The sequence below is a fragment of the Pyrobaculum organotrophum genome (genome assembly GCF_055384425.1).
On the sequence record NZ_AP042430.1, the window covers coordinates 135,501 to 155,112 of the forward strand.

General features: G+C 54.2%; 23 protein-coding genes, 1 tRNA gene, 1 pseudogene and 1 CRISPR repeat array (1 of these 26 running past the window's edge). Of the genes and pseudogenes, 16 read left to right on the forward strand and 9 right to left on the reverse strand.

All coding sequences use genetic code 11. From position 1 onward, the window contains the following. Window positions 1–481: a CRISPR direct-repeat array (repeat unit 25 nt; unit sequence GTTTCTACTATCTTTTGATTTCTGG) (it extends 1,115 nt beyond the left edge of the window). A gap of 274 nt (window positions 482–755) precedes the next feature. From ACZ49R_RS00875 to ACZ49R_RS00885, 3 genes are all read left to right on the forward strand, one after another. Then, a complete protein-coding gene (locus ACZ49R_RS00875; RefSeq protein WP_464733326.1) occupies window positions 756–1,121 on the forward strand; it encodes a hypothetical protein in 366 nt (121 codons plus the stop codon). A gap of 402 nt (window positions 1,122–1,523) precedes the next feature. Then, a complete protein-coding gene (locus ACZ49R_RS00880; protein WP_464733327.1) occupies window positions 1,524–1,925 on the forward strand; it encodes a nucleotidyltransferase domain-containing protein in 402 nt (133 codons plus the stop codon). Then, entirely contained in the window at window positions 1,913–2,320 is a 408-nt protein-coding gene (locus tag ACZ49R_RS00885; RefSeq protein ID WP_464733328.1) for a DUF86 domain-containing protein, read from the forward strand. Before ACZ49R_RS00880 ends, ACZ49R_RS00885 begins: the two co-directional genes overlap by 13 nt. Here the strand turns inward: ACZ49R_RS00885 and ACZ49R_RS00890 are convergent. Then, entirely contained in the window at window positions 2,286–3,095 is an 810-nt protein-coding gene (locus ACZ49R_RS00890; protein ID WP_464733329.1) for an SDR family NAD(P)-dependent oxidoreductase, read from the reverse strand. The genes ACZ49R_RS00885 and ACZ49R_RS00890 overlap by 35 nt on opposite strands. Window positions 3,096–3,127: 32 nt before the next feature. Next, window positions 3,128–3,244, reverse strand: a tRNA-Tyr gene (locus ACZ49R_RS00895). Window positions 3,245–3,317: 73 nt separating this feature from the next. Here ACZ49R_RS00895 and pstS point away from each other — a divergent pair. From pstS to ACZ49R_RS00945, 10 genes are all read left to right on the forward strand, one after another. Further along, window positions 3,318–4,502, forward strand: a complete 1,185-nt coding sequence (gene pstS, locus ACZ49R_RS00900; protein WP_464733330.1) for a phosphate ABC transporter substrate-binding protein PstS — start codon at window positions 3,318–3,320, stop codon at window positions 4,500–4,502. Window positions 4,503–4,586: 84 nt separating this feature from the next. Continuing rightward, window positions 4,587–5,510: a phosphate ABC transporter permease subunit PstC gene (gene pstC, locus ACZ49R_RS00905; protein WP_464733331.1), complete on the forward strand. Its 924-nt coding sequence runs from the start codon at window positions 4,587–4,589 to the stop codon at window positions 5,508–5,510. Then, window positions 5,507–6,388: a PstA family ABC transporter permease gene (locus ACZ49R_RS00910; RefSeq protein WP_464733332.1), complete on the forward strand. Its 882-nt coding sequence runs from the start codon at window positions 5,507–5,509 to the stop codon at window positions 6,386–6,388. The genes pstC and ACZ49R_RS00910 overlap by 4 nt, the downstream gene beginning before the upstream one ends. A 4-nt stretch (window positions 6,389–6,392) precedes the next feature. Further along, window positions 6,393–7,145: an ATP-binding cassette domain-containing protein gene (locus ACZ49R_RS00915; RefSeq protein WP_011763255.1), complete on the forward strand. Its 753-nt coding sequence runs from the start codon at window positions 6,393–6,395 to the stop codon at window positions 7,143–7,145. A 154-nt stretch (window positions 7,146–7,299) separates the two neighbouring features. Beyond that, window positions 7,300–8,724 (forward strand): amino acid ABC transporter substrate-binding protein, encoded by a 1,425-nt coding sequence (locus ACZ49R_RS00920; RefSeq protein ID WP_464734074.1) that lies wholly within the window; start codon window positions 7,300–7,302, stop codon window positions 8,722–8,724. Then, window positions 8,725–9,600: a branched-chain amino acid ABC transporter permease gene (locus ACZ49R_RS00925; RefSeq protein ID WP_464733333.1), complete on the forward strand. Its 876-nt coding sequence runs from the start codon at window positions 8,725–8,727 to the stop codon at window positions 9,598–9,600. It abuts the gene before it with no gap. Further along, window positions 9,597–10,562 (forward strand): branched-chain amino acid ABC transporter permease, encoded by a 966-nt coding sequence (locus ACZ49R_RS00930; protein ID WP_464733334.1) that lies wholly within the window; start codon window positions 9,597–9,599, stop codon window positions 10,560–10,562. The genes ACZ49R_RS00925 and ACZ49R_RS00930 overlap by 4 nt, the downstream gene beginning before the upstream one ends. Then, the gene (locus tag ACZ49R_RS00935) at window positions 10,559–11,287 is read left to right on the forward strand and encodes an ABC transporter ATP-binding protein (RefSeq protein WP_464733335.1); all 729 of its coding nucleotides are present in this window, start codon (window positions 10,559–10,561) and stop codon (window positions 11,285–11,287) included. Before ACZ49R_RS00930 ends, ACZ49R_RS00935 begins: the two co-directional genes overlap by 4 nt. Next, window positions 11,278–11,982 carry an ABC transporter ATP-binding protein gene (locus tag ACZ49R_RS00940; protein WP_464733336.1) on the forward strand — a complete coding sequence of 235 codons (705 nt, stop codon included), beginning with the start codon at window positions 11,278–11,280 and terminating at the stop codon, window positions 11,980–11,982. Before ACZ49R_RS00935 ends, ACZ49R_RS00940 begins: the two co-directional genes overlap by 10 nt. 22 nt (window positions 11,983–12,004) lie before the next feature. Next, on the forward strand, window positions 12,005–12,637 hold the full coding sequence (locus ACZ49R_RS00945) for a phosphate signaling complex PhoU family protein (protein ID WP_464733337.1): 633 nt from the start codon (window positions 12,005–12,007) through the stop codon (window positions 12,635–12,637). A gap of 327 nt (window positions 12,638–12,964) precedes the next feature. Here ACZ49R_RS00945 and ACZ49R_RS00950 read toward each other — a convergent pair. Beyond that, a pseudogene (locus ACZ49R_RS00950) lies at window positions 12,965–13,722 on the reverse strand (transposase family protein); the annotation flags it as partial. Window positions 13,723–13,942: 220 nt separating this feature from the next. Here ACZ49R_RS00950 and ACZ49R_RS00955 point away from each other — a divergent pair. The 3 genes from ACZ49R_RS00955 to ACZ49R_RS00965 all read left to right on the forward strand — a co-directional run bounded on the left by ACZ49R_RS00955 (window position 13,943) and on the right by ACZ49R_RS00965 (window position 15,655). Further along, window positions 13,943–14,194 carry a hypothetical protein gene (locus ACZ49R_RS00955; protein ID WP_464733338.1) on the forward strand — a complete coding sequence of 84 codons (252 nt, stop codon included), beginning with the start codon at window positions 13,943–13,945 and terminating at the stop codon, window positions 14,192–14,194. Between the two features lie 224 nt (window positions 14,195–14,418). Beyond that, a complete protein-coding gene (locus tag ACZ49R_RS00960; RefSeq protein WP_464733339.1) occupies window positions 14,419–14,598 on the forward strand; it encodes a hypothetical protein in 180 nt (59 codons plus the stop codon). A gap of 286 nt (window positions 14,599–14,884) precedes the next feature. Then, window positions 14,885–15,655, forward strand: a complete 771-nt coding sequence (locus tag ACZ49R_RS00965; RefSeq protein WP_464733340.1) for a DUF5131 family protein — start codon at window positions 14,885–14,887, stop codon at window positions 15,653–15,655. On the opposite strand, the gene ACZ49R_RS00970 is transcribed toward ACZ49R_RS00965, so the two are convergent. From ACZ49R_RS00970 to ACZ49R_RS00995, 6 genes are all read right to left on the reverse strand, one after another. Continuing rightward, a complete protein-coding gene (locus tag ACZ49R_RS00970) occupies window positions 15,645–15,971 on the reverse strand; it encodes a hypothetical protein (protein ID WP_464733341.1) in 327 nt (108 codons plus the stop codon). The two genes, ACZ49R_RS00965 and ACZ49R_RS00970, sit on opposite strands and share 11 nt — an antisense overlap. Window positions 15,972–16,012: 41 nt before the next feature. Further along, complete coding sequence (locus ACZ49R_RS00975; RefSeq protein ID WP_464733342.1) at window positions 16,013–16,588, reverse strand: DsbA family protein; 576 nt, start codon at window positions 16,586–16,588, stop codon at window positions 16,013–16,015. A gap of 29 nt (window positions 16,589–16,617) precedes the next feature. Then, window positions 16,618–16,893 carry a hypothetical protein gene (locus tag ACZ49R_RS00980; RefSeq protein ID WP_464733343.1) on the reverse strand — a complete coding sequence of 92 codons (276 nt, stop codon included), beginning with the start codon at window positions 16,891–16,893 and terminating at the stop codon, window positions 16,618–16,620. Between the two features lie 42 nt (window positions 16,894–16,935). Further along, a complete protein-coding gene (locus tag ACZ49R_RS00985) occupies window positions 16,936–17,388 on the reverse strand; it encodes a hypothetical protein (RefSeq protein ID WP_464733344.1) in 453 nt (150 codons plus the stop codon). 490 nt (window positions 17,389–17,878) lie between these two features. Then, window positions 17,879–18,715 (reverse strand): AAA family ATPase, encoded by an 837-nt coding sequence (locus ACZ49R_RS00990; RefSeq protein ID WP_464733345.1) that lies wholly within the window; start codon window positions 18,713–18,715, stop codon window positions 17,879–17,881. Window positions 18,716–18,756: 41 nt separating this feature from the next. Continuing rightward, window positions 18,757–19,260: a hypothetical protein gene (locus ACZ49R_RS00995; protein ID WP_464733346.1), complete on the reverse strand. Its 504-nt coding sequence runs from the start codon at window positions 19,258–19,260 to the stop codon at window positions 18,757–18,759. Between the last annotated feature and the right edge of the window lie 352 nt (window positions 19,261–19,612).

The window sequence follows — 19,612 nt, forward strand, 5'->3', positions numbered from 1 at the left end:
TCTGGCTCCTCCAACACGTCGTCGATCCAGACCTCGGCTCTGTGCTGTTTCTACTATCTTTTGATTTCTGGCTCGTACGCCGTCTTCCTGTCCACCTCAGCCAACTCTGCCAGTTTCTACTATCTTTTGATTTCTGGGGATAGCTAGCTCGGCGTTGCGCCCCACGCCGTAGAGCGTTTTGCCGTTTCTACTATCTTTTGATTTCTGGGAGTCACAAGGCACACAAGCGCGTGCGCAAGAGCTACCGCGCCGTTTCTACTATCTTTTGATTTCTGGTGGGGGCGAAGGCCATGGGGAGCGCGAGCGCCCCGAGCCAGTTTCTACTATCTTTTGATTTCTGGATGATAAGCCGCCGGATTGCAGAAGACATGTCCTCCCCGTTTTCGTTTCTACTATCTTTTGATTTCTGGCGAGACTCATGCTACCCTGGGGCGCAGTGGACTGGCGTTTGGATCCGTTTCTACTATCTTTTGATTTCTGGGGCTTGTATTTTCGGATCTTTTGGGTTTTTAAGTTTTTTCGTGGTTTTTTGTTGGTTCGGGGGTCGCTTTCCAACCCCTCTTTACATTCATATATTCTCCTGTCTGGGTTTCGGCGTGTGCCATTCTTCGCCTTTACCATCATACACACGCCTTAGAGGAGACGCGACCCAGCGCCATTCTTCGCCTGTTATCCTAATTGTGTTTTTCAAATGTCTATTGTGTCCTTTACTGACATATATGGGAATGTTTTAATGCTTGTGGGATATCGTGGGCATGTATCTCTACTTTGGCCGTATTAGGGTTGGGCCTCTCGTTGGGTACCTGTGGCTGTTGGGCCGTAGGCTGTATCTGAAGTTGGGGTGGCGCCCGCGTGACACTGTATACCTCGGCTCTGTGGACGACCTGCTGGGGGTTGCGGTGAGGGTTAGGCGGCTCGTCCCGAGGCCTCTGCCCGTTAGGCAGCTAGTGGCGGCCCTCGTCGACGCCCTAAGGAAGGCCTACTACGTGGCGAGCCGTTGCCGCGACTCGCCGCGCTGGAAGATACGCGCCTGGGAGGCGGCAATGGCCATAGAATACGCCGCCACCGCCCTCGCCATATACTGGCCAAGCGCAGCCAAGAAAATACTAGACGACGGCTAGGGGGTTTTCTTGGTGTGTAATTTGAGTTTTTTGTTTTTGTGTCAGTGTTTTTGCTGTGTTTTATGGTTTGTTTTGTCTGTGTTGTGTCTGTTTTGTCTTGTTGTTGTTTTGTGTTTTTTGTGTATTATTGGTTTTTGGGTTTTTGTGGGTTGTGTGTTGTGTTGTTGTGGGGTGTGTTTTTTGTGGTTTTTTATTTGTCTGGGGGTATTTTTGTGTTTGTAGAGTGTGTTAGCTCGTGCCAGATGGCACGGCGTGTGGGTTGGCGTTTTTGTGCTGTGGCCGTGTTTACAGGTATGATTTCTATTGTCTCTACGTTTGTTTACGTAGGAGAGTTGAAACGACGCTGTTTTCCGCCGTGTGTTAACGGCGGGTTGGTTTATAAAGTGGGAAATGTTAGTTTATGTGGAGATCTTGGTGGGGAGGTGCTATAGGGTGTCGCTGGATAGGCTTAAGGCGTTTCCGTGGGGGCGCTACGTCAAGTTTGCCTTTTTGTTTGGGTCGGCGGCGTCTGGGGGGCCGGCGGGGGATTTGGACATAGCCATCCCGAGGCTTGACCTGGAGAGGTATTCGGAGTTGCTGGGGGATCTGGCGGTTTGGCTCGACGTCAATGAGGACTTTATCGACCTTGTGGAGATTTGGGAGGAGACGCCCTGTCCCATTGCGCTTGAGGCGCTCCGGGGGGTTCCCCTCTACGTGGAGGATTGGGATCTGGTGTTTAGGTTTTTCAACGTCTGCCAGGACTGGGAAATCGACGCGAGGAAGCTCCAGATCCACGAGATTCTGTTGGGGAGATGGCGCGGCTGAGGACGCTTGCTGAGTATATCGCCAAGTTGGCGGAGTATCTAGACCAGGAGGTCTCCAGAGGATTTGACCTTAGCGACTTTTCCCAACTTCTTAAGTTTCTACATGCTCTGCAGATGCAGGCACAAGCTCTTATCGACATGGCGCAGAGGGCGGCGGCTCTCCTTGGGGAGCCCACCAACAGCTACGTGTTGGCTGGCGTAGTGTTGGCGCGGCGGGGTGTATTTTCGCAGGAAGATCTTAAGTTCTATAGAGCTGTGGTTGGGTTTAGGAACGTGGTGGTGCATGGCTATCTGGAGGTGGACGTAGGTCGCGTCGCCGGGATTTTGGCCAGGAGGGAGTATAGGAGGCTTGTGGATCTCGCTATGAAGATTTTGGGGGCTGTGGGCGATCCGTAGTGCGTTTCAAATGCCGCCTCTCGACGTAGGCCTTGGCGAGGGGGTAGAGGTGTCTTGCAAGTGCGGCTACGATTTTGTAGGCTAGGCCGGGGACGACGTCGCCGTTGTACCTGGGATTGTCTATGGCCTTTGCCACCTCTCTGGCGACGGCGCGGGGGTCGAGTACTGGGCCTTTTGGGGTGTTTACCTTAGTTGCGCTGGGGGTGGTCTTTAGCCTTTTGTGGAATTCTGTCTGGACGTAGCCTGGGTATACGCCTATGACTCTAATCCCGTGGGGCTTCAGCTCTATTCTGAGGGCGTCTGTGAAGTTGGCTATGGCTGCTTTTGTCGATGTGTATATGCCGAGCCATGGGATTGGGATGTATGCAGCTAAGCTCGACACGTTTACCACACACCCTCCCCTGACTAGCCTGGGGAGTAGCTTCTTGGTGAGTAACACTGGGGCTATTAGGTTGAGGGCGATTGTGGAGACTATGTCTCTGTCGTCTAGCTCGTGGAGGGGGCCGTAGACCCCCGCCCCCGCGTTGTTCACTAGGGCGTAGAGCCCCTGTCTTACGTCGCGCGCCAGGGCGTCTATCTCCTCCAGCTGGGAGAGGTCTCTTACATAATACACGGCCTGTACCCCGTATCTCGCCGTGAGGCCGCGGGCGAGGCTCTCTAGGGCGTCTGCCCTCCTAGCCACTAGTATGAGGTTGTATCTCCTCGCGGCGAGCTCCTCGGCGAGTGCTCTACCTATGCCAGAGGAGGCGCCTGTAATTAGCGCTGTTTTTGTCATATGGGCTGGGGGCGTGGGGATATATAGAACTATCGGCCCGCCGGGATTTGAACCCGGGACCGCCCGTTATAGGCCTGGGGGGTTTTCTGTGGCTGTCCCCCCAGGGGCTGTCTACAGCCGGGCGCTCTCGACCGCTGAGCTACGGGCCGTCATTTCTTTTCAATGCTTGGGTTTATATGTTTTTCTCTTCAATATTTTTGTTTCTAGGTTTTTCGTAGGCTTATGAGGGCTGTGGCTCTGGCTGTCTTGGCGGCGGTGTCGGCTCTCTTGGCGGTGGGGGTTTTGTTTTTCCCGCCGAAGTGTCTGGCGGCGTCTGGCGGTGGCGGCGGGGTGGCGCTGGGGGTTAGGGGTTCTCTAGTGGGGGGCGGCTCGTCTTTTATAGCTCCACAGATGTTTGCCTGGTCTAGGGAGTTCTATAGGCTAAGCGGCGGGGCTGCGGTGGTTAACTACCAGTCTGTGGGGTCTGGGGCTGGAGTTGCGCAACTTTTGGAGAGGAGACTTGACTTCGCCGCCTCCGACGTGCCTCTGCCGCGGGATAGGTACGCCGCCGTGGGGGGTCGGGTTTTCCAGTTCCCCGTGGCTGTGGGCTCTATCGTTGTCGTCTACAACGTCCCCGAGGTGGCGTATGTAGAGACGGGGAGGTATCTAAACCTGACGGCGGAGGTGCTGGCGTTGATCTACATGGGGGTTGTTAGACAGTGGTGTGACGTTAGGATTAGGGAGCTTAACCCGGGGCTTGCGGATAGGCTGCCGTGTAGAGACATCGTGGCGGTTCACAGGAGCGACGGGTCTGGGACAACTGCGGCGTTTACCCTCTTCCTCTCCAGGGCCTACCCGCCGTGGAACAGCACGGTGGGGTGGGGGCTGGTGGTGAGGTGGCCTGTGGACGCGGTGGGGAGGGGGGTGGGGGCGAAGGGGAACGAGGGGGTTGCCCAAGCCGTCTTGCAGAACGCCTACTCCATCGGCTATGTGGAGTACGCCTACTGGGTGAAGAACCGGGGGAAGTTCGACGAGGTGGGGGGCGTGGCGTATGTGCGGAATGATAACGACGGGAGGTTCTACTTCCCCACGGCCGAGTCCGTTTCGGAGGCGGTGTCGGCCGGCCTTGAGAGGTATCTGGCAAAATACGGCGCGCCTCCTGGCCCTGGCGACGACTGGAACCCCGTGTCTATGGAGTTTTCTAACCCGCCGCGGGGCTATCCCATTGTGTCTTTTACATATATAATCCTCTGGCGGGACTATGTAGCAGAGGGGTATGGCAACGCTGGTGTTAAAGCCAAGATTCTTAGGGAGTTCTTTAGGTGGGTTCTTACTGAGGGTCAGAGGAGGCTTGTGGATGGCTACATCGCCCTCCCCCGAGAGGTAGCTGAGGTGGGTCTTAGAGCTGTGGAGGTGGTGAAGCCATAGGTCGGCTATCTGTCAGAGAGCCGTTGTTTGATAACCGTCAGATGCGCGGGGGAAAAACCATAAAAATTGTAGGTATTGTAGCCTATGCTAGGGTTTATCCTCGCGGTTCTCGTCCTGCCCTATCTAGCGGCGGCTCTTGTCCTTCTGTTTATCAAGATGAGGTGGGGGCTTAGGATGTTTGGCGTCTTTGCGCTAGTCGCCGTGGCCCTCCTCATCGCCATGTTTCTCGTCTACGCATATCCCATCTTGGAGCGGGAGGGCCTCGCCGTGTTTACTTCAACAGTTTGGGACCCTGCGCGGGAGGAATACGGCGTGTTGCCCGCCTTGGTGGGAACTCTCATTACGTCGGCTATAGCCATCTCGCTTGCCTTCCCCATGGCGGTTGGGGTGGCCGTGACAATTAACGAGGTTCTACCGCCTAGGCTGAGGCTCCTCTTCGCCTCTCTTGTAGATCTCACGGCGACTATGCCCACCGTTCTCTACGGCCTCTGGGGGATCTTCGTCCTGGGGCCTCTCCTCCAGTCGGCTGTAAACGCTGTCTTTGGGCCCGGCGCTATGCCGTCGCAGTATTCTCTCCTCACTGCGGGGGTCCTCCTGGCCGTCATGGTGACGCCCTACGCCGCGGCTGTGATTAGGGAGGGCTACGCCGCGGTGCCTAAGGCCGTGGAGGAGGCCGTCTACGCCCTGGGAGCCACCAGGCTGGAGACAGTTCTCGTCAAGCTTAGGCACATACGGAACTACGTGGTGGGGGGCGTCTTCCTGGCGCTTGGACGAGCGATGGGTGAGACCGTGGCGGTGGCCATGGTGGTGGGGGGTAAGCTCGGCTCTCTCCCTGCCAGCCTTTTCGACGGGGGGATTACCATCTCTTCGCTAATCGCCCTCCAATTCCCCAACGCCGCCGCCTATAAGTATATGACGGCGGCGCTCTTCGCCGGGGCGCTCGCGCTGGCGGTGTTAGGCATAGCGATAAACGCCGCCGCCCTATACCTCATCAGGAGGTGGCAATGAGGCTGAGGAGGGCTCTGGACAAACTGGGGATGGCCCTCTTCGTGGCCCTAGCCGCGCTGGCGGTGGCCCCCCTCTTCTGGCTTATCGCAGACGTCTACATTAAGGGCGCCGCCGCCATCGCCAAGCTGGGGGGTCTCTGGACCTTCCTCCTGTGCCCCCCGCCGACACCCTTCGACAAAGAGGGCGGGGTTGGGCCTATGCTCGTGGGCACGCTATATATGACGGCGCTTGGGGCTCTCGCCGGCTTTGCCGTGGGGTTTCCTCTAGGCGTATACATAGGCGAGATGGGGAGGGAGCGCCTAGCCCAAATTGCGAGAGCTGGCGTAAACATCTTGGTGGAGTTCCCCACAGTGGCCATCGGCCTCTTTGTCTACGCCGTTATGAGCCTGGCGGTAGACGACTTAAATAGATACCTTAGTAAATTGCCCGGGGGCTGGTTTTTGGGGCCGCTGGAGGGGTTCAATGCATATGCAGGCGCGGTTGCTTTAGCCATAGTCATGATTCCCTATGTGGCTCTCGCCACCGCGAGCGCCTACGCCTCAATAGAGCGGCCTCTGCGAGAGGCGGCATATGGAGTGGGCGGCCGGGAGTTCAACGCCGTGTTTATCGTGTTGAGAAAGGTGGTCTCCAGGGCTGTGCTTACGGCAGCTCTCATCGGCACGGCGAAGGCGGCAGGAGAGACAGCGCCGCTTCTCTTCACGGCTTTTGGAAACGCCTACTACAGCCCCTTCACCGGCCCCACCGGCGCTGTGTCGCTCTGGATTTGGTACGCCGCCCAAAGCCCCTACGAGGTGCAGATATTGTCTGCCTATGGGGCAGCCGCCGTGTTGCTCACCATAGTTCTCGTTATATTTATATTGGCGAGGGTCTTGAGGTGATACCATGTCGAAGATAGAGACGAGGGGGCTGAGGGTGTCTTTCGGTCAGACGCAAGTAATTGTTGGAGTCGACCTCTCCATTCCGGACAAGAGCATCACGGCGCTTATGGGCCCGTCGGGGAGCGGCAAGTCGACTCTCCTGAGGGTGTTCAACAGGCTGATCGAGCTGTACCCCGAGGCGAAGGTGTCGGGGGAGGTGTATCTAGACGGGAGGGACATATTCAAGATGGACGTGGTGGAGCTCAGGCGGAGAGTCCAGATGGTCTTCCAGATCCCCAACCCCATCCCCAACCTCTCTATCTTTGAAAACGTCGCCCTCGGCCTTAAGCTAAACCGGCTGGCGAAGAGCAAGAGGGAGCTCCAGGAGAGGGTTAGGTGGGCCCTTGAGAAAGCCCAGCTGTGGGACGAGGTGAGGGACAGGCTGGGCGCCCCCGCGGGCAAGCTGTCGGGCGGCCAGCAACAGAGGCTCTGCATAGCGCGGGCGCTGGCGTTTCAGCCTGAGGTCCTCCTCGCCGACGAGCCAACCGCGAATCTAGACCCGGAGAACACGGCGAAGATAGAGGCGCTCTTTCTAGAGCTGAAGAAGGACATGGCCATCGTTATGGTGACTCACTTCCCGCAGCAGGCGGCGAGAATTAGCGACTACGTTGCCTTCTTGTACAAGGGGCAGATCGTGGAGTGGGGTGCTACAAGAGATATATTTACAAAGCCCAGACACCAGCTTACAGAAAAATATGTAACAGGCAGACTTTATTAATAACATTGTTTTTGTCATTATAAGATAAGTATATTATATTTAGAGATTTTAATATTATTTCTAAAATATGCTTCTGGAGTTTTTTATAGCTAAAAATCTATAATTATATATAATTAACGATTATGTTTAAATAATGTTCTTATCTAAAGACAACATGGCGGGTTCTAAGATTCTCTGGGCTACTATTGTCGCTGTAGTGGTAGTTGTTTTAGGCGCTTTAGCTTTGATTTCTACCCAGCCTTCGGCGCCCTCCACTACTTCTCCAGCTAAACAATCTCCAACTACGTCTTCTCCCGTAACTTCTCCAACGCCGTCGCCTACCACCTCTACGCCACCTCAAACAACTACCCAGCCCCCCTCTGTGGCTAAATGTCCCGACGAAATTGTCATAGGCACCGCGATGCCGATCTCGGGCAGATACGCCGCCGAGGGTCAGTACTCTCTTTGGGGCGCGCTGGCCATCGTAAACTGGATCAACGAGAGAGGCGGCGTTGACTGCGGCGGCAAGAAGGTAAAGGTGCGGCTAGTGTATAGAGATAGCGAGTCTAAGCTAGAGCTGGCCCAGAGCATAACCGAGTCTCTCGTGACGCAAGACAAGGTCAACTTCTTGCTCAGCCCATACGGCTCCGACCTAGCCCTTGGCGTTGCGCCAATTGCGGAGAAATACGGCGTGTTGATGGCAGTGGTCGGCGCCTCTTCAGACCGTATCTTCCAGCAGGGCTTTAAGTACGTCGTGGGCGTGGCCGCGCCGGCGAGTCAATACATGGTCTCGGTGTTAGACATGGTAGTGAAGCGGGACCCCACGGCGAAGAAGGTGGCTATATTATACAGAGACAGCGAGTTTAACAGACAGGTGGCGGAGGGGGCGAAGGCCTATGCGGAGAAGCTAGGCCTCCAGGTGGTGGTCTACGAGGCATACCCCGCCTCTCCCCAAGATCTAACGCCCCAGATTCTGAAGGTTAAGCAGGCGGCGCCAGACGTCATAATAGTTGCCTCTCACTTCGCCGACGGCCAGCTCGTGGTTAGGCAGTTGGCCGAGCAGAAGGTCGACGCCAAACTCGTCGCTTTGTCTGTGGCGCCTCTGGTGCCGGACTTCTACAAGGCGCTGGAGACAAAGGCCGAGTGCATCGTCGGCCCGTCGCACTGGGAGCCCGGCGTCACCTACAGCCCGCAGCTCGCCAAGCAGAGAGGCGAGGATTGGTTTGGCCCCACGAAGGAGGAGTTCATAACGTATTTCGAGAAGGTGGCTAAGGAGATGGGCGGCAAGGAGGTGGAGCCGGGCTACCACGCCGCTTGGGCCGCCGAGGGGGTCTTGGCCATACTATACGGGGTGCAGAAGGCCGCCTCAGTGGATTCAGACAAGGTGCTCAACGCGTTGAGGAACTCCAGGTTTATGACCTTCTTTGGCGAGTTTAAGCTCGACCCGGCTACGAATTTAAACGTGGCACATACAATGGTCGTCATCCAGTGGCAAGGCGGCCAGAGGGTCGTCGTCTGGCCTGCCGACGTCGCCGAGGGGAAGCTGGTCTACCCCTCTCTGACGTGGGATCAGAAAGCCGCCGGCCAACTCTGTAGATAAATGGATATAATCCCCTTTTTTATAACCGGTGTCATAATTGGATCTATATACGGATTGACGACCTTGGGACTTAGTCTTATCTTTGGCGTGTTGAGAGTGGCAAACGTCGCTCACGGCTCTTTTATTATGATTGGGGCGTACATGGCGTTTTTCGCCTTTACGCTCTGGAAGTGGCCTCCCCTCGCCACTGCGGTGTTGGCTATGGCGGTGGGCATGGCGCTTGGGTATCTAGTCTATCTCGTTGCAATTAAGCCGCTTAAGAAGGCGGGAGAGCTCCATATGTTAGTCGCCTTGTTTGCCCTTGGGACAGCCGTGGCGGAGGTGGCGAGGTTGCTCTGGGGGCCCGATTTCGTCGGCTACACGTGGCGTCTTGGCTCAATACCGCTGTTTGGGCTTGAGGTGGAGATCAGCAAATTACTAGGCGCTATCTTGGCGTTGGCCATAGCGGTGGCCCTGGAGTTTCTATTTCGCAAGACTTTTTTTGGCAGAGCCGTCAGGGCGGTGGTGCAAGAGCCTTTGGGGGCGCAACTCGTCGGGGTAAAGGTCGAAAATGTATACGCCTTCAGCGCCGCCTTGGGGATAGGGATCACGACATTGGGCGGCGTCTTACTCACTCTCTTTATCCCAGTAGGCATAAATCCCTACATGGGCGGGCCCTACACCTTGATCGGCTTCGTAATTGCTGTAATGGGGGGCTTGGGCTCGATTATGGGCGCCTACGTGGCCGGCTTGATATTCGGCATCATTGAGTCGGTGGGTTACTACCTCTTCTCCCTCGCCGGCTTCGCCGAGCCCTCGCAAATGGCCTTGTTCACAGCCTTTGTGGTATTGCTGTTGCTCCTCCTCTTTAGGCCCACCGGCCTCTTTAGGTTATGAAGCCATACCTCCCCCTGGGGATATACGCCCTGTTGGCTGTTGCGGCGCTTCTAAACCCAGAGTATGCTAAGACTATCGCCTCAGTGGCGTTTTTCATGGCGCTGGGGCAGGCGGTAAACGTCTTCGTGGGGCTGACGGGATATGTAGACTTCGGCTACGTGGCTTTTCTAGCCATGGGGGCCTACGGCCTAGGCGTCACGATCTACTATTGGCCGGAGCTGGGCCTCCTGGCGTTGCCAGTCGGCCTCGCCCTGGGGGTGGCGATGGCAGCTCTACTGGCGGCCGTCGTGGGGGCCATTGCGTTGAGGCTGAGGGGGGCCTACTTCGCCATAGCGACTATAGGCGTCAACGAGGGGGTTAAACACCTTATAATTGGGGCCAACATCTGGGGCGGCGGCGCCGGCTTGATCTTGGGCACGAAGATGTTCAGCGCCTTCGGCCGAGACCTAGCTCTAACGTTGGCCAACGTGGGGTCGCCCCTCCTTATAATAGCCACGGGGTTTTTAGCCGTCGTAGCTATGTACCTCATTCAGGCTGGGAAATCTGGATATGCCCTCGCGGCGATTAGACAAGACGAAGACGCCGCAAAGGCCATGGGCATAAACCCGACGAAGTACAAGCTCTTGGCGTTTACCACAAGCGCATCGCTGTCGGGTCTGCTAGGCGCCGCGTACTACCCCCTGGGTAATATGCAGGTGTTTCCAGAGAATGTGTTCTTCATAGAATATATCCTAGACGGCCTTGCGGTGATGTTTTTAGGTGGAGCTGGCACAGTTACAGGGCCTATAGTGGGCGGCTTGATCTATTTCTACCTCAGGAGCATAATAGGCGTATATCTACCAGGCTATCAAGCCTTAGTCACCGCTCTCTTAGTCTTTCTAGTAGTTGTGGCTATGCCACGCGGTATTATAGGCACATTGAGAATATACATGCCGCCTAGATTGAGAGAGTGGTTGCCATGACGTTGTTAAAGTTAGAAAACGTAGTAAAGAGGTTCGGGGGGCTTCGGGCTGTAGACGGCGTTTCGCTGTCTTTAGAAAAGGGCGAGTTCCTCGCCGTGGTTGGGCCCAACGGATCTGGGAAGACCACCCTCCTCAATTTAATCAACGGGGTCTACAAGCCAGACGGAGGCAGGATATATTTCGAAGGTAGAGACATAACAAATATGCCCCCCTATAAGAGGGCTAGGCTGGGCATCGCCAGGGCGTTTCAAGTGCCTAGGCCATTTCCAGAGCTGACAGTTCTTGACAACGTTGTCGTAGGCGCCATATTCAACGGGGGCTACGACAAGGCGAAGGCCAGGGAGGTGGCTGAAGAGGTTTTGAAGTATGTAGGTCTCTACGAGAAGAGGGATGTATTAGCCGGCAGGCTTACGTTTAACGAGCTGAGGCTTTTAGAACTAGCTAGGGCGCTTGCCGCCAACCCAAAGCTTTTACTTCTCGACGAAGTTATGGCCGGCTTAAACCCCGGCGAGATAGACGCCATGACGCACTTAGTCAAGAGACTGGCAGAGGAGAGGGGGATAGCGGCTATATCACTAGTGGAACACAGGATGCGGGCAGTTGCTAAACTTGCCCATAGAGTCGTCGTAATGCACCAGGGCAAGATAATAGCCGAAGGGCCGCCTGAAAAAGCCCTAAGCGATCCGAAGGTAGTTGAGATATATCTGGGGAGGCCATGGCGTTGACAGTTTCCCAACTGGCGTCTGGATACGGGAGGCTACAAGTGTTGTTTGGCATAAGTCTCGAGGTGCCCGAGAGGTCTATTGTCTCTCTCATAGGTCCCAACGGCGCTGGCAAAACTACAACTCTTTTGTCAATAATGGGGGTTGTAAAGCCCTGGGGCGGTAGTGTAGTTTTTAACGGCAGAGATATAACTAGGGCGCCGCCATATGAAAAGGTGGAGATGGGGCTGGCGCTTGTGCCTGAGGGGCGGCGCTTGTTTATAGAGATGACAGTAGAGGAGAATTTACTAATGGGGGCCTACACGAGGAGGGCTAGAGAGAAGATGTACGACACGTTGGAGTTTGTATATACGCTCTTCCCAAGGCTAAAAGAGCGTAGACGTCAAAAGGCGGGCACAATGAGCGGAGGCGAACAACAGATGTTGGCCCTCGCCCGCGCGTTGATGTCTAGACCGAAGATCCTACTTATTGACGAGCCAAGCGCCGGACTTGCGCCAAAGGTCGTAAACGACTTATTCCAAACTATAAGACAGCTGAGGGAAGATATGGCCATATTGTTAGTTGAGCAAAACGTGGCGGCGTCATTAGAGATAAGCGACTATGTATATGTGCTTGAAAATGGCAGAATAGTACTCCAAGGAGACCCCAGAGAAGTTGTAGAAAATGAACATATAAAAAAGGCCTACCTAGGAGTTTAAAAATATCTGGCTTATATATCTCATGCGGAGACTTCTAGATCTGGCAGAAGAGGAGATTTCTAAGAGACTTAGAGAAGGCGCTAAGCTTGCCGTAGAGGCTTTATCTACGGCGTTGTCAGGAGGTGTAAGTGCAGAAAAAATTAGAGAGGTTGCCTCTAGATTACATAATATACATGACGAAGTCTCCGACCTAATTATGGAGACAGTCGCCCGTTACAACCCCGTGGCTATAGACTTACGTTTTTTAAAAAGCGCGCTTTTTATTTCCTACGACTTATATAGAATAGCGCGCTACGCCTACGACATAGCTATAGTAGTTGAAAAACTCGGCGGCGGATGTCAGTCTAAAAAAGTCCAAGAGGTGGGCAACGTGGTTATACATATGGTCACCACAGCGGTAGATATGTTCCTCAACCGCGACATTTCAAAACTAGAAGAGGTAGTGAAATTAGACGACGAGGTAGTAGATAAAAGCTACGAAGAGGCACTTATGGAGGTGCTAAAAGGCGCAGATAGGTGTAAAGTTATGGAGACGGTAATCCTCAGACTACTTGAAAGAGCGTCAGACCACGCCGTCTATATAACCAACCACGTGTATTATTTAATCACAGGGAAGGCCCGCCCCCACGCCTCTGGTAGAGGAGCACCGCAATGACAACAGGAAGGCAGTTATAAAAAAGCGGCTTAGCCCCCCTTGTTTTGTCAACCCCAGCTTGGGACACGCCCGCGGATTTGGCGGCCGCGTGCCCACGTGAACAGGCGCGAGAGATTACACCAGCCAGCCGATCGCCAAGACCTGTCAGCCCATATGAATTCGCTAGACAGTCGCTTAAGCAGTTTCATGCGCCTGTTGGCAAATCTACGTGGGAGAGGAGACTTAGGAGTGTCCCCCTACCTCTCTCTTGGTCCCTCCCCGGGGACTTGGGGGCCCGCTTCGGGTGTGCCGAGACGGGTCACCCGGGGGACGTGGCGTCGAATGGCCGGTTTTCGTCTTGGGGAAAGTGGGTTGTTTTGTCTTCTGGAGTAGTTCCCAATACCTCTTCTCCGCTATGTCATGGGCATGTTGTCTCTATGTGCCCCGAAGCCACAAGAGGGGCAACGCATTATGCGTCTCCTCTCTTCCGACATCTTTGTCCCGCGCTTTGGACAGATGGTTGAATACAACCTCTTGGGGAACTTCAACAACTCCACGACTCTGCCGCCGGCCACGAGACCAACCTTTATGTAGTGATCCATTCGATCAACGTCAACGACGACAATAACCCTGGGCTCCACTGGCGCTACTTCTCTAGCGAACACCAAGGCGATGTACAGACCGCTGTACGCCGGCTCTCTACCCCTCCCCACGTCGACGTCGAGAAACGCCAACTTCAACTCGGCGCTGTCAACATCTTTTTCGTTTTCCACTCTCAGTTGGGCGTTTAACGGAATTATTCTATGGAACACCACATCACACCAGAAGAACTTAGCTCACACTGCGATGCATCTCTTAAGTCTGTACTTGGAGAACACCTCCTCAATTATTCGGTGTGCCAACTCACGCCTGTCTGGCGTAGGAGTCTGTCCAACTCCTCCGCCGTGAGTCTGGGCTCCTCTTGTCCCGTCAACTCTTTCAACAGCTTTCTGACGTACTCCTCTGTCGCCAGGTACATCCTCGTGGCGATGTCTAAGACGTCTGGACGCTTCTCTACTAACCGCTACGGTATTTTTCAACTTCAGCGTTCTGTAGGCTTGGCCCATGTGCGTATGTGGCATGGGAAAGAAAAACTAGTTGAAGAGACTCTCTTTCTACTCCCTCGAAACACTTGCCTCACGTTGTCGCTGTCAGGCAGGTGGCGAATGCGCCTGGTCAAGACCGCAACGTATGTCTTGCCGCGTCGGCTGCTTTCGACGTTTTATCTACGGCGGTTGGGTTGGCCGTGGGCTTTGTCGAGTTGAACCCGCTATTCGACGGCGCGCCGTGGCTCTCCATCCCAGCAACGCTGCCGTCTTGCTCTACCTCGTGGAGAGGAGTGGACACTATCTACAACGCCATTCGCGCCACCTCGTCGCGGCCATGTTGATCGCCGCCTCGGCGCGCGCTCTCGCCTCCGTCAACAACGTGCTCCACCTCCTCGGCGCCGTAGACACGCCTTCGCTCACGCCACATGCCGTGCCTCTATTTGCAATCCCCATCACCGCTGACGCCGTGAGGAAGGTAAGAGTAAAATAACCCCCTTTTCCCCGCTCCTACAACGGGTTCTCTCTCCGCTTGGACAGGCGATGCGGCTACCGACGCCGTGCTCTGCCCGAACCCCCTCGGCGACCATACCTCCCGCCAGCCTGCACACCTCTTTCCGCTCCCTCGGTTCACCTGCCTGACGGCGCCGTCAGGCAGATGTGTGAAAAGAGTTGAAAGGACGCGTCAAGCTTTTCCGTACATGTGGCAGGAGAGGTATGGGCCTATTGCTTGTGGTTGGGCTCGCCGCCGTGGTGGTCAGCGACGTCGTGTTAGCTCTGTCAAACTTCGTGGTGCATAAATACGACGCGGTTTTGCGTCTGCTACCGGTTTTCATCTCGCCTTTTGCGTACATCGTTGCGCTTGATATATTCGCGCCCCTCCGCCATGATTGCTAAATCTGGTCAAGACGGCAACGCACTTAGGGCTTTTTCGGGCGTTGACGGGGGCGCCAAACTGTTGTAATATAAACAACTAGCGGCCGGCCCCCGTGTGACCCGCCCCCTCGCCCCGGTGTACCCGGGGCGGGCCCCCAAGTCCCCCAGGAAGGGGCCAAGAAAGAGATAGGGGGACATGAGGGTAGCATATATTTAAAAAGGCGGTTCTTTACCTGTGGAAGAGACTGTTCAGTTGCTTTTTAAAGGGTATAAGAAATTTTTATATATTCATATCATCAATTCCTACATGTTGAAACTAGAAAAAAATATTAAATCTATAAATCAGATTTTTATTGATAGCGCTTCGCGGGTCTCGGCGAACAGAATGTTCTCGGTGGTTACTGAGACGTGGAATCCCGTGACGGGGTGTCTCCACGACTGTGTCTACTGCTGGGCGCGGCGGCTTGTGGAGACCCGCCTTAGAAACACAAAGAAATACGCTGCCGTTGGCTTCAAGCCGGCGTTCCACCCCCACGAGTTGAGGAGGAGGTTCGGCGGCGGGCTGGTCTTCGTGTCGGACATGGGCGACCTCTTCGGCGGTTGGGTACCCAGGGAGTGGATCGCCGCCGTCCTAAACCACATAGCCAAGTTCCCAGACACAACGTTCTTGTTCCTCACGAAGAACCCCGCGCGCTACTTCGAGTTCCTTGACGCGATGCCGGACAACGTCATACTTGGCGCCACGATAGAGACGAATAGAGACGACATAGCACGCAAAGTGAGCAAGGCGCCGCCGCCCTCTGTGCGCTACAGTGCAATGAGGGAGCTACCCTGGCCGCACAAGTTCGTAAGCGTAGAGCCCGTCCTCGACTTTGACCTCGACGTCTTTGTAGAGTGGATTGTCGACATCAACCCTATCATGGTGTACGTGGGGTATGACAACTACGGCAATAACCTCCCAGAGCCCCCACTCGAGAAGGCCTTGGAGCTTGTGAAGCACCTTAGAGAGAGAAGTATTGTCACCTTTACAAAGACTTTGAGGCTACAGAGAATGGAGAAAAAGGGGGTTATTTCGTGAGCTCTTTCCAGAGCGCCTCGAACTCTTCCTTTGTCTGGATGTTGAGAATTCTCTCCTTCAGCTTATCGTCGTAATTGATTTCTTTGACGAGCTCTGAGCCGTCTCCAAAACATCCTATCCTCTTCTTCCTCAATTCAATTCTGTCTCTATATACTTCAATGTAGCGTCCCGAGTGGTTGTAAACACGCCCCAAGGCAGAGTCGGCACAGAAGGTGACCAATGCCGCGTATGCGTAGTCGTTTCTCTCCTCGACGATCAAAGCGCGTCTGACGTTTCCCGCTTCCGTCGTCTCTACCCATTCTCTGTACAGGCCCATGGAGTAGGCACGTTGGCGTGTTAAAAAGTATGGAAAAACGGTCACGAGAGGGCCCGGAGTATTCTGTTGACGTCGGCGCCCAATACGACGTCCGCCACGCGGCCCTCCCGTATGATTATGAACAGCGGCGTGCCGAAGCGCCCGCCTGTATACGGCGCAATTACATAGAGCAGTTTCATCACCTTGGTGGCGTTGTAGCGCCAGTTGCAGTCGCCGTAGGGCGCCAGGACGTTGGCTTGGTCTGTCATGTTGGCATATAGCCTGTCTAGCAGGCGGAGCACGTCGGCGCCCGAGTGGTATGCGCAGTGGAGCCGCCTGTGGAGCTCCTCCGCGTCCCGGTGGACTAGCAAGTCAACGAGCACAAGGCGGAGTCTCCCCTCTGCGACCATCTGCTCAAGGAACGGGCCCAACCGTTGGTGTGCCACAGCGCAGAAGGGGCAGTGGAGGTCGAAGAGCTCGACTACGACAACTGGCGCATCCGGCCGGCCCACCGCCATGGCGTCGTCTGGAATCGGCAGATCCGCAATGGTGAGACTACGCGTGGCCGTAGTCTGGGGCGTTGAGACGCCGCGCTCGGCGGCTTGTTGCGACGCGACGTAGGCGATCAGCGCCAACAACAGCGCCGACAGGACTACGACAGCCCTCTTCATAGCCTCTTGCGTGGAGGGTATGCGAGGTAGTGCACAGACTCACACCCGGCCACGTGTTTCCAGAGCAAGTACGCTATCCCCCTGACCCCAGGATACCACCGCCTAATTACGGCGTCTCCGTCGGCGATTACGACGGGGGCCATGGGCAAGTCCAAAGTCCCCCACGCCGCCGCAATGAACTCCGCCATCGACTCACAATCGTCAAAGACGTAGGCCCCCCTCAGGGGGTCGTACACATAGTAGAGGGGGTTCCGGGCGATTTCCACAAACACAACAGAACAAAACCACGGAGAGAAAAGCGAGGAAAAAGGGGGTTATTTACAAATGAGCTTCTTTATTGCCTCCTTTGATAAGAAAATGAATCCGCCGTCAAATTTGATATCTGCATAATATTCTCCTATCCTAATTTCGATAATTTCCACGTATTTTAGAGCCTCGATGATGAGTTTCCCATATTGATCGATCGCTTGTTGGGGCAACAATTTCCACGTCACCTCTCTAATTAAGTTATATTCTTTTGTATGCGCTTCGGAAAGAATACTTATCAATGTATCTATTTTTGCCTTCACTTTTTCTATTTCATCAAACTTTGGAACGAGAAGTACATCGTCCCAAACCTTGATTTCTATGAAATCCTCTTTAAAGTCTTCATCGCTTAATGCTATTCCCATCCTTTTTCCTGTCTCCCTAAGATCGCTAACAAAGGGCAACTGATATTCTGAATTCGAAAGCCACCTTAGCCACACCCTAGCTAGCCTTTCGTTCATAATGGCGACATGCGGTGAGGAGAAAAGTGAGGGAAAAAGGGGGTTATAGGGTAGGGGCTAAGTAGTAACCAACCGAAACTAGATACACGACATAAATATCGTCGGCACTGTAACACCCAAGCCCTGGAGCACAAATGTGGCGGTAGATGCCAACTAGGTAGTTGTCTTGCTCAACAATAATATGACTGTGTTTGCCTTGCATCGCTCTAATGGTTAATTTGTACGGATCGCATATTGCCTCAAGGACGTGTAGGCCAATCTTGCGAACTCTCCAACGCGGTGGCATTCCATGATGTACCACCCACTCGCCATCCAAGTAGAAGTGTGCTCCACTTGATTTGCTAATCCTACCTAACTCGTATAATAACGAATGACAATTGCCATTAACATAAAACTTTTCATCTAGGAACTTTTCCTGTAGGTTCATGAAAGTGGAGAAGTGGAGAGAAAAAAAGCTAGTTGTAACGGTGAAACGGAAAAAATGGGATGGTTAGGCGTATGCCGAGGCCTCCCTCTCAGCGGCTTTCTTAAGCGCCTCTTTTGACGTGAGGGGCGTGAACTCCCCCTCGTCTACGTAGTAGACGTCCCAGCTGAGCTCGATTGCGCGTATGGCGCTGAGCATTACGTGCGATTCCACTATGACGAAGCTGTTGACCCTGTCCAAGTAGTCTATGAGGTCTCTTGCGAGGTCGTAGTGTATCCCCGCCTCGAAGGCCTCGACTACTAGCACGTCTGGCGGCCCGTAGGACGCAAACAGTATTCCCAACAGGCGTTTGTAGCCGTAGGCGAGCTTGGAGAAGGGGTACCACGCGCCGTGGAGCTTAACGTTGTCGTAGTAGAAGTCCGCCCCGTAGAAAAACTGCTGTAGCGCAGACCGGATGTGTTCAGCTATCTCTGGGTCTTCCACCTCCAGATGCTCGTGGCATATGTCATATTCGTCTTCATATCTCCAATGTCTTACATTGCAAGCGCCGACGTAGCTGATCTTTATCTCAGCGACGTCGGATATGTCGCGGCCGTCTGTATCGAGTTTCGCCTCTTGTTGCGTGATTGTGAGAGTGTATCTCCTGTCCGCCTCAACTTCGATGACTGCCGAGTCCGAGCCGTGTCTAATTTCGCCCGCGGGGTCAATAAAGTCTTGGAGGAATTTTATAGTGTTTTCGTGAGTAGTGAGTTGGTGCACCAATGTGAGGAATGCGTAGATGAAGCTACTTTTGCCGCCGTTGTGGGGGCCTATCAGGAGGAGTTTGCCGCGGCTGAGGGAGACCTCCGCCTCCCTGATCCTCCGGAAGTTTCTGACTATAATCTTATTTATTTTTGGGTTCATGAAGATGAAGGAGAAGAGAGGAAAAAAACTAGTTGGTATGACTATTGGAGGAGGGCGACTAGTTGTCTTGCCGTCGAGACGTCGCCGCGGAGTATCCGTCTCCTCAGGCGGATGTTTATCGGAGTGGCGACTGTGTCGATAATGATGTGGACGTCTGGCGTCCTCACTTCCGCCCGCTCATCACCCAAGTGCGCAACCGCCACGACGTCGCGCTCTCTCAGAAACGTGGCTCTCACAGACTTCAACTCCTTCTCTGCCTTAATCCTCTTCAACATCTTTACGACATCAAAGATGTCAATAGAGTCACACCATGGCCGCGCAACGGCGATTGGCTCGATTACATACGTCGCGACTTGACCGCACATCTCTGTCAATGTCGTGCCATTTAATACCCATTTGCAATTCCCCTCTTTCAGATAGGCATTTATTATGCCGCTTGGTGTAACAACATATTGTAAAAGCATATGAGGGAATACAAGATCTGCCACGTGTGCACAAGGGAAAGGGAGGATGTTGTCCCTGATAAACTGAACAACATCGTTCATGTCTTTATATACGCTCTGAGCGAAAAAGCGAGAACCATGCTTCACCCGTCTTGCGCCGTCGTTGCCGAACAAGTGAGACAAAGAAGTTGAACAGATGGGAGACGCCCCACAACACCTAGGGAGTAGAAACATTCACCTGCCTGATGTCGTCGCTGTCAGGCAGGTGAGTCGGAAGAGTGGAATGTTGTACAATTTCATCAAGAAAATATTGATGTGATTTTCTCGTCAAGAATTTACCAACGGAGTTGTCTAACCGTTGTATAACGTCGTCAAGATTTTCCCGACTGTACTTTCTCGTCAATATTTTCTCAACGACAGTGTACAACGTCGGTAGAAATGCGTCAAAAATTTC

Coding starts and splice junctions, on each gene's coding strand:
- ACZ49R_RS00960 (WP_464733339.1), top strand. CDS start 14,419: ATGGGCCTATTGCTTGTGGTTGGGCTCGCCGCCGTGGTGGTCAGCGAC.
- ACZ49R_RS00890 (WP_464733329.1), bottom strand. CDS start 3,095: ATGACAAAAACAGCGCTAATTACAGGCGCCTCCTCTGGCATAGGTAGA.
- ACZ49R_RS00885 (WP_464733328.1), top strand. CDS start 1,913: ATGGCGCGGCTGAGGACGCTTGCTGAGTATATCGCCAAGTTGGCGGAG.
- ACZ49R_RS00985 (WP_464733344.1), bottom strand. CDS start 17,388: ATGAACGAAAGGCTAGCTAGGGTGTGGCTAAGGTGGCTTTCGAATTCA.
- ACZ49R_RS00970 (WP_464733341.1), bottom strand. CDS start 15,971: ATGGGCCTGTACAGAGAATGGGTAGAGACGACGGAAGCGGGAAACGTC.
- ACZ49R_RS00990 (WP_464733345.1), bottom strand. CDS start 18,715: ATGAACCCAAAAATAAATAAGATTATAGTCAGAAACTTCCGGAGGATC.
- ACZ49R_RS00935 (WP_464733335.1), top strand. CDS start 10,559: ATGACGTTGTTAAAGTTAGAAAACGTAGTAAAGAGGTTCGGGGGGCTT.
- ACZ49R_RS00910 (WP_464733332.1), top strand. CDS start 5,507: ATGAGGCTGAGGAGGGCTCTGGACAAACTGGGGATGGCCCTCTTCGTG.
- pstS (WP_464733330.1), top strand. CDS start 3,318: ATGAGGGCTGTGGCTCTGGCTGTCTTGGCGGCGGTGTCGGCTCTCTTG.
- ACZ49R_RS00930 (WP_464733334.1), top strand. CDS start 9,597: ATGAAGCCATACCTCCCCCTGGGGATATACGCCCTGTTGGCTGTTGCG.
- pstC (WP_464733331.1), top strand. CDS start 4,587: ATGCTAGGGTTTATCCTCGCGGTTCTCGTCCTGCCCTATCTAGCGGCG.
- ACZ49R_RS00965 (WP_464733340.1), top strand. CDS start 14,885: ATGTTGAAACTAGAAAAAAATATTAAATCTATAAATCAGATTTTTATT.
- ACZ49R_RS00875 (WP_464733326.1), top strand. CDS start 756: ATGTATCTCTACTTTGGCCGTATTAGGGTTGGGCCTCTCGTTGGGTAC.
- ACZ49R_RS00925 (WP_464733333.1), top strand. CDS start 8,725: ATGGATATAATCCCCTTTTTTATAACCGGTGTCATAATTGGATCTATA.
- ACZ49R_RS00945 (WP_464733337.1), top strand. CDS start 12,005: ATGCGGAGACTTCTAGATCTGGCAGAAGAGGAGATTTCTAAGAGACTT.
- ACZ49R_RS00995 (WP_464733346.1), bottom strand. CDS start 19,260: ATGAACGATGTTGTTCAGTTTATCAGGGACAACATCCTCCCTTTCCCT.
- ACZ49R_RS00915 (WP_011763255.1), top strand. CDS start 6,393: ATGTCGAAGATAGAGACGAGGGGGCTGAGGGTGTCTTTCGGTCAGACG.
- ACZ49R_RS00940 (WP_464733336.1), top strand. CDS start 11,278: ATGGCGTTGACAGTTTCCCAACTGGCGTCTGGATACGGGAGGCTACAA.
- ACZ49R_RS00920 (WP_464734074.1), top strand. CDS start 7,300: ATGGCGGGTTCTAAGATTCTCTGGGCTACTATTGTCGCTGTAGTGGTA.